Source organism: Undibacterium sp. MH2W (assembly GCF_049340215.1).
Classification (GTDB): Bacteria; Pseudomonadota; Gammaproteobacteria; order Burkholderiales; family Burkholderiaceae_D; genus Undibacterium.
The window spans coordinates 1-1,051 of record NZ_JBMPPA010000023.1 but is presented as its reverse complement, the minus strand read 5'-3'; the positions used below and the strand labels follow the sequence as shown (position 1 = coordinate 1,051).

The window sequence follows — 1,051 nt, the reverse complement described above, 5'->3', positions numbered from 1 at the left end:
GTCTACCAACGGGGTGGTGTTGATGGTGCTGTTGACTTCGTCTTCGCCATCACCATCGTTGCCGATTGCCATTCCCATAATGTATCTCTTTCAGATTGCTTTAACGTTCAACACCACTTTCTCTCGGTACCATTCCTTCATGCCTTGCTTTTGAGACAGTGGTGTTATCTTGCGCTGCTGCTTAATTACTTCTTAGCAACTTTGCTCATGTTGCCAGACAACACAACAGAGTGCAGGTCAGCTGCAAATGCACGAACTTCTTCCATGGAGCTCTTGTTGCGACGTACCAAGAAGTTGTAACCCAGAACTGCTGGAACCGCTACCGCCAAACCAATCGCCGTCATGATCAGCGCTTCACCCACTGGACCTGCTACTTTATCGATCGATGCTTGACCGGACATACCGATCGCTGTCAACGCGTGGTAGATACCCCAAACTGTACCGAACAAACCAACGAACGGTGCTGTAGAACCAACTGTCGCCAAGAATGCCAGACCATCTTGCAAACGGCTTTGTACTTTGTCGACTGCGCGTTGGATGGACATCGATACCCATGTGTTGAGGTCGATTTGTTCCAGCAATGCGCCTTCGTGGTGTTCAGTCGCTTTGATACCGGAATCAGCGATGAAACGGAATGGGCTGCCTTCTTTCAGGGAAGAAGAACCAGCTTGTACAGATGCTGCTTTCCAGAATTTTGTACGTGCATCCGTTGCTTGGCCGGACAATTTCACTTGATCGATGATCTTTGTGATCAGGATGTACCAAGAACCCATGGACATGATTGCCATGATGATCAATGTGCCTTTAGCAACGAAGTCACCAGTTTTCCACAGTGCGTCGAGACCGTATGGGTTTTCGATCACTTCTTTTGCTGGTGCTGCTGTTGCGTCGCCTGGCGCTGCTGCTGGTGCAGATGCGTCAGCAGCTGGTGCTGGTGCAGAAGCTGCTGGTGCTGCTGTGGTCGCTGCGGAAGCAGGCTCATCAGCAAACACTGGAGCAACAACAGTAGCGCTCAATGCCAGGAGGGCGGTCGCCAGAAATGCAGAGAAAC

The 1,051-nt window shown here is 50.7% G+C and carries 1 protein-coding gene; it reads right to left on the bottom strand.

Features of this window, described 5'->3' with window-relative positions; translation table 11 throughout:
* Positions 1-185 precede the first annotated feature (185 nt).
* Positions 186-1,037 (bottom strand): MotA/TolQ/ExbB proton channel family protein, encoded by an 852-nt coding sequence (locus ACO0K2_RS19690; protein WP_423021761.1) that lies wholly within the window; start codon positions 1,035-1,037, stop codon positions 186-188.
* Between the last annotated feature and the right edge of the window lie 14 nt (positions 1,038-1,051).